The sequence below is a fragment of the Methylobacterium sp. E-046 genome, from assembly GCF_022829625.1.
Classification (GTDB): Bacteria; Pseudomonadota; Alphaproteobacteria; order Rhizobiales; family Beijerinckiaceae; genus Methylobacterium; species Methylobacterium longum.
In genome coordinates this window covers 49,741-55,960 of record NZ_JAKSYP010000255.1, presented here as the reverse complement: position 1 = coordinate 55,960, position 6,220 = coordinate 49,741, and the positions used below count along the sequence as shown (strand labels likewise).

Here is a 6,220-nt window from a genome sequence, read left to right as displayed (position 1 = left end):
CAGCAGCGCCTTGAGCTTGGAGAAGGCCATCTCGATCGGGTTGAAGTCCGGCGAGTAGGGCGGGAGGAACAGCAACTCCGCGCCGGTCGCTTCGATGGCCGCGCGCACGGCCGGTCCCTTGTGGCTACCGAGATTATCCATCACGACGATGTCGCCGGGGGTGAGTTCGGGCACGAGCACGCGCTCGACGTAGGTCTGGAAGACGTCGCGGTTGATCGGCCCGTCCAGCACGAACGGCGCGGCGATCCCGGACAGGCGCAGGCCCGCCACCAGGGTGGTGGTCTTCCAATGGCCGTGCGGCACGGGTGAGCGCAGCCGCTCGCCGCGCGGTGAGCGCCCGCGGGTGCGGGCCATGTTGGTGGCCGTCCAGGTCTCGTCGAGGAACACGAGGCGGCTGGGATCGAGATCGGGCTGGCCCTCAAACCACGCCTCACGGGCGACCTTCACGTCCGGGCGATCCTGCTCGGTCGCGTGGGCTGTCTTTTTTTGTACGTCAGGCCGCGCGCGTCGAGGAAACTCCACAGGGTTCCCAGCCCGACCGTGAGCGCGTGTTCCTCCCGCAGGCAGACCCGCATCTCCTCCAGGGTGATGTCGTCCCGCTCCGCGATCAGACCGCGCAGGAACGCCTCGTACGGATCGAGCTTGGAGCGGCGTGCCCGCCCTTGCGGTCGGGCCGCCACCGTCCCGGTCGTGGCCAGTGCCGTCATCCAGCGGACCGCCGTCGCAGCCCCCACCCCGAAGCGCTTGGCCGCTTGCCGACGCGACGTCACGCCTGCCGCGTCCACTACCCGCTCACGCAGATCCTGGCTGTAGGGTCGGCCCATGCCCTGCTCCTCATCTGGAGCGCGCACTGAATCAGCCCAACAGCCTCGCGTGAACCCCAACTGTCCGATTCAGCTCAAACCGAAAACGCTCTAGGGCTGCCGTAAGCATGATGGACAGGCCAAGTGGGTAAACCTCGGCCATAAATTCATGGCGGCTCCACGTTGCTCGCTCAAGGTTCTGTCCGATGATGCCGATCAGGAACTCGGCGCGATCACACCACTGGAAGCGATCGAGCAAGCCGGTAGTCCAGGCCTCAATCGGTACATCTCCCTCCAGGCCGGCGACGCGCGGGTAGGCTGGATCGCGCGGCTTCCGGAGCGGCATCTTGGGAATAGGATGGCCGCCGTAGTCCTCGAAGCGAGGCGCGTAGCCAAGGCGCGTGGCATCCTCCGCAAAGCGCTTGCGCTCGGCCTTGCTGTGGATGCCGGCAAAAATGGCCGTCCCATCCATGTCGAAAAGGAAGTGGTCCGGCTCACCGGCGGTGTCGCCGCCCGGGTGAAATGCAGGGATGGTGACGCCGTAGGGCGTGGGGAAGGTGCCGTAAGGGATAAGGGCGCTCATCTCAGCCCCCTCAAAATGCCGACGCAGAACGAAGCGGCTGGCGCTCACGGGTGGCCAACCAAGTGTCGATCTCGTTCTCCGGCCAGGCGATACGGCGCTCGCCGATCTTGATTGGGTCCGGAAATCGGCCCTTTCGGCGTAGGCGATGGAGAGTTGCGCTGGAGAGGCCGGTCTTCTGCTCAACCTCGCGCTGCGTGATGTATCGGGACGACAAGGCTACCTCCTGAGATGCAGGGCAGCCTTCTGAGTAGACACGCCCTGTCGGGACGTGACGGGGGTAAATCGTTTTTATTTTCGCGAGCGATTTACCCCTACCCGGCGAAGCCCATCGCCGCGGAAAGCATCCGGTATTCAGATATCTCGTCTCGGATGTCAGCGCTGTCGGAACTGCGGTACCAGTCTATGAACTGATCGACCATGTCAGAGGTAACGCGCTCGCCTGGACTAATGTACTCTGTCACAGCAGCGATCATCCGAACAAAATCGCCCTGTATACTACCGTCTTTATTCTTTGACGTTGCGGCCCTGCGCTCGGTCGCATCTTCGTAGATCAGTGCTAGCCGGCACCAAAAGCGCCGGCGAAAGTATACAGCTTCTTTTCCACTCTGGTCCGGCGCCTCCTCTAACGCCGCTTTCACCCTGTCGCGCAGAGCCCGAAGCGGCGAGGCTTCGCCCTGGATAATTGCCTCTATATCGACGCCATCCTGATCAATTATTTCTATATTGGCATCCAGCCAGTCTCGACTTTCCGCCACCTCATTCATGAGCTCATCACACAGTAATACGACCCGATTTATCTTCCTGGCGCGGGCTTTACTTTTGAAACCAACCCTCCGCTCGCGCCGGTATTTACTTATGGCTTGAACGATCTCGTCTCCATATTGATCAATCGCCGACTTGCCACCGAGAGCAAGACACAACGTCAGCCACAAAGAAGCTGCACGCTTAGTGCATGATGGCGGGACAGCCTCGACATTCATGGCTGCCTCCCTACGACTGAGGCGACATGCCGGTCCCAGGCTTCCAGGGCGGCGCGCTTCTCAGCGAGCCGCTCATAGAGGTCATAGTGCCGGCCGTGGACGTCGTCCTCAACGTGAGCGAGGACGGCTTTGCGGTCCTCTCTCACGACCTTCAGCCGCGCGAGCCCTGTGCCGACGGTCCGGCGGAAATCGTGCGGGGTAGGGGGTTTTTCTTGCAGGGATGCCACCGCATCGCCATCGCGCCCCTCGGGTTCAAGGTTGGCGATCAGACGGCGCATCGCCTGGCTGAGCGAGTGACGCGCCAAGGTATCCCGGGCGACGAAGCGGCTGGAGAACACACGCCGCCCGTCTCCATCCACCCGCCGCCGCTCTATGGCTTCACGGAGGATCTGGAGGGCACCAGGCGGCAGCGGCACCACATGGAGGCGCCGAGCCTTCATCCGTTCCGCGGGGATCTCCCAGCGCGCCTCATTGGGGTGTTCTAGGTCGCAGAGTTCCGACTGCAGGATACCGGCGACCTCACCCGGGCGCTGACCTGTCAGCAGCAGGAATCGAAGGGCATCGGCCACGTCGCGGGACATGCCTTCGCTTTGGGCAAGGGCGGTCCAGAGGACGCGGAGCTCTGGATCCGTCAGTACCCGGTCCTTCGCCGTCTCGACCGATCGCTTGCGGAGGCCAGCGATTGGATTGACCTCAAGGTGGCCTTCCTCGACGCTCCAATTGAAGAAGGTCACCAGAACGGTTTGCGTGCGGTTAGCACTGACCGGCGCAGCCTTCTTGATCCCGTCGAGGAAGGTGATCGCGTCCCGGCGGGTGACGCTGGCAGCCGCACGCTTGCCCCATGCGACGCAAGCTCTCCTCAGGTACCCCTCATCGTTCTTCCACGACGATTTCCGAGGCTTGGCGTATTCCTCGATGTATCGATCTGCCAACGCCTCGAAGATCAAGATGCTGTCGGCCGCTGACTTGCGCGCCTTCAGCTCCCTCTGCGGATCTCCACCGTCAGCGACCGTCACCCGGTGCCGGGCCGCTCGCTCGCGTGCATCGGCGAGGGTGAGATCGGCCAGCCGTCCCAGCGTCACCCGCTGGTACCCGCCGCCGACCTTCGGCCGGTACCGGAATGACCATGTTCCGGAGCCGTTCGTGCCGACCCGTAGACACAGGCCCGGGGTTTTTTGGTCCCAGACTTCCATGCGAGCCTCGGGCGGCTTCGCCGTGAGGCCGGTCACGTACGTGTGGGTCAAATTCACCACCGGCATCTCGTGCACTAGTCTCCGCAGAGCCCTGGGGTGCGGCTGGGGTTCAACGTTGCGAAACGTCGTGAACCCCAGCGCGAACGCCTGACGCGGAAAGATACGCTACGACAATGAGATGTGAAGCCCCATGAGACTTGTTGACTCCCCCTGAATGGCCGGTTTGTGAGGCTGGGGGACAGGGGGTCGTCGGTTCAAGTCCGGCCACTCCGACCATTTCACCACCGCGGCCCGGGCCGGAGCATCGGCGGGGCCGGTCCATGCGTGAGCCTGCTGCATATTATCGTGCCGGGTGATCGGTGTCGCCGGACGCTCCGTCTTCAGTGGCCAGCCGGCCGGGTGTCAGCGTTCGCCGGCACGGAGGCGTCTCGTCGTTCACGATCGCGCTGCCGAACGTGCCGGGGGCCGCCCCGATGCGCGCGGCCGCATGATACGCCCCACGCAGTTCCCATGCGCGAGACGGTGCCGGCATTCGCCGCCGTCTCCGCTCGAACCCTGCCGATACCGGCGCCCGCGCAGAGGCTCCGAAGGGTTGAGGTGGCGCGCGCCTGACGGGCGCCGTCAGGCATCTTGAAGTCAGCATCGCGCGGCGCACCGCGGTGACCGGAACCGGCATCGCGAACTCGGCGACAGGCGGGGTCACGACGCACCCGGACCGGACAGTAGCAAGCGGGCACGGCGGCTTCGGCGGGGCGGCGGCTGGCCAGCCGTGTCCCGGCGCGCCTCACGCAGCGGGCAGTTCCCGGCCCGAACGCGGAGCATCATGGAACCGGCATGATCGCCGCGCGGGACGATTACGGGCAGCGACAGCGCAACCATAGACTGCGCTCAGATGATCGAAGGAGCAGTTCAGGACATCATATTAAGTCCGCTTAAACTAAGAACCGAACCCGAATTATCGGAAGAGCACCGTTCGTCGAGTCTGGAATTCACTGCCTTTTAGCATTTCCCGTGCCTTGCTCACGCGCTGGAAACCGGAAACAAGACATGCCGAGCGAGACGTCGACCACCTGGGGACGCGGCGAACTGTACGAGACGCTGTGCCTGCTCGTCATCGGCGTCGGCATCTGGTTCGTGGGCGTCACCCTCGGGACATTCGACACCTTGCAGGGCTTCATCGTCAGCAACAGCCTCAACGATCTCCTGATGCTGGCCGCCTGCATGGGGTTGGCCCTGTGCGGCGCGAGCGTCCGCAAGTCGATCCTCCTCCGCCGGCTCATGCTGGAACGGAATGCCGCCGCCGCCCAGGCCGAGGCGATCGCCCGGCACGATGGCCTAACAGGACTGGCCAACCGGCGCCGCTTCATCGACGCGGTCGAGCGGTCGCTGATCGCGGTGAACACCGGCTCCTCGGCGGCGGTGCTGCTGATCGACCTCGACCGGTTCAAGCCGGTCAACGATCTCTACAGCCACGCGGCCGGCAACGCGGTTCTTTGTGCGGTCTCCGAGCGTCTCCAGCAGCTCCTTCCAGCCGGCGGCGTCGCGGCCCGGCTCGGCGGGGACGAGTTCGCCATGCTGGTTCCGATCGAGCACGGCAGCGAGGGCCTGATGCGCCTCGCGCAGGCTGTGATCGCCAGCATCTCCGAGCCGGTCTCGTGGAACCAGAACGATCTCAAGGTCGGCGCAACGGTCGGCGTGGCGGTCGTCTCGGCCGATCACGCGGACGCCGACGCGGTGCTGCACGCGGCGGACCTCGCCATGTATCAGGGCAAGAAGGACGGCCGCGGCAACTACCGGTTCTTCCGGAGCGCCATGGACGAAGAGCTGCGCGCCCGCGCGCGCTTGGAGACCGAACTGCGCGTCGCCATCGAGACCGGCGCCATCGAGCCCTATTATCAACCGGTGGTCGCGCTGCCCGGGCGGGAGATCATCGGCGTCGAGGTGCTGGCCCGCTGGCGCCATCCGACCCGCGGCCTCGTCAGTCCCTCGGACTTCATTCCGATCGCGGAAGAGACCGGCATGATCGCCGATCTCAGTTACAGCCTGATCCGCCGCGCCTGCCTCGACGCCCGGGCCTGGTCGCCCCACCTGATCCTGGCCGTGAACATCGCACCGCATCAGTTCCAGGATGCGTGGCTCGCCGAGCGCATCCTGGCGATCCTGACCGAAACCGGCTTCCCGCCGCAACGCCTCGAAGTGGAAATTACCGAGAGCGCGCTCATCCAGGATCTCGAGGCCACGCGCGCCACGCTCCTGTCGCTTCGGCAACTCGGCGTGCGGATCGCACTCGACGATTTCGGCACCGGCTATTCCAGCCTGTACCACCTGCGCGAGCTGAAGTTCGACAAGCTGAAGATAGATCGAAGCTACGTTGACGCGATCACCATGAGCGACGAGCGCGCCAAGCTGGTCGACGCCATCATCAAGCTCGGCACGAGCCTGGGCCTGTCGACCACGGCCGAGGGCATCGAGACGGATGCGAGCCTGGACTGGCTCTCCGACCAGGGCTGCCATTTCGGGCAGGGCTACCTGTTCGGTCGGGCCATGCCGAAGGCGGAGATCGATGACATCCTGGGCGTGGACGGCAGCGCCGGTCGCCGGCCGGCCCAGATCGAGGAGCTGGCCGAAGCGTCGTAGGGCCTGTCCGTCCGGACGTTCTTG

General features: G+C 64.8%; 5 protein-coding genes and 1 pseudogene. 1 reads left to right on the top strand and 5 read right to left on the bottom strand.

Going from position 1 to position 6,220, the window contains the following annotated elements; all coding sequences use genetic code 11:
- The 5 genes and pseudogenes from MKK82_RS28490 to MKK82_RS28475 form a co-directional block, all read right to left on the bottom strand.
- Nucleotides 1–824: pseudogene (locus MKK82_RS28490) on the bottom strand (IS630 family transposase); the annotation flags it as partial.
- Between the two features lie 31 nt (nucleotides 825–855).
- Nucleotides 856–1,386: a hypothetical protein gene (locus MKK82_RS28485; RefSeq protein WP_243987574.1), complete on the bottom strand. Its 531-nt coding sequence runs from the start codon at nucleotides 1,384–1,386 to the stop codon at nucleotides 856–858.
- Nucleotides 1,387–1,396: 10 nt separating this feature from the next.
- Nucleotides 1,397–1,600 (bottom strand): AlpA family phage regulatory protein, encoded by a 204-nt coding sequence (locus tag MKK82_RS34305; protein WP_313902127.1) that lies wholly within the window; start codon nucleotides 1,598–1,600, stop codon nucleotides 1,397–1,399.
- Nucleotides 1,601–1,697: 97 nt separating this feature from the next.
- Nucleotides 1,698–2,366, bottom strand: a complete 669-nt coding sequence (locus tag MKK82_RS28480; RefSeq protein WP_243987573.1) for a hypothetical protein — start codon at nucleotides 2,364–2,366, stop codon at nucleotides 1,698–1,700.
- Nucleotides 2,363–3,625: a tyrosine-type recombinase/integrase gene (locus tag MKK82_RS28475; protein WP_243987575.1), complete on the bottom strand. Its 1,263-nt coding sequence runs from the start codon at nucleotides 3,623–3,625 to the stop codon at nucleotides 2,363–2,365. Before MKK82_RS28475 ends, MKK82_RS28480 begins: the two co-directional genes overlap by 4 nt.
- Before the next feature lie 981 nt (nucleotides 3,626–4,606).
- Here MKK82_RS28475 and MKK82_RS28470 point away from each other — a divergent pair.
- Nucleotides 4,607–6,196, top strand: coding sequence for a putative bifunctional diguanylate cyclase/phosphodiesterase (locus MKK82_RS28470; RefSeq protein ID WP_243987572.1), 1,590 nt, complete (start codon nucleotides 4,607–4,609; stop codon nucleotides 6,194–6,196).
- Nucleotides 6,197–6,220 lie beyond the last annotated feature (24 nt).

What these genes read in the sequence shown, in the direction of transcription:
- MKK82_RS28480 (WP_243987573.1), bottom strand. Translation starts at nt 2,366, where the DNA reads ATGAATGTCGAGGCTGTCCCGCCATCATGCACTAAGCGTGCAGCTTCT.
- MKK82_RS28485 (WP_243987574.1), bottom strand. Translation starts at nt 1,386, where the DNA reads ATGAGCGCCCTTATCCCTTACGGCACCTTCCCCACGCCCTACGGCGTC.
- MKK82_RS28470 (WP_243987572.1), top strand. Translation starts at nt 4,607, where the DNA reads ATGCCGAGCGAGACGTCGACCACCTGGGGACGCGGCGAACTGTACGAG.
- MKK82_RS28475 (WP_243987575.1), bottom strand. Translation starts at nt 3,625, where the DNA reads ATGCCGGTGGTGAATTTGACCCACACGTACGTGACCGGCCTCACGGCG.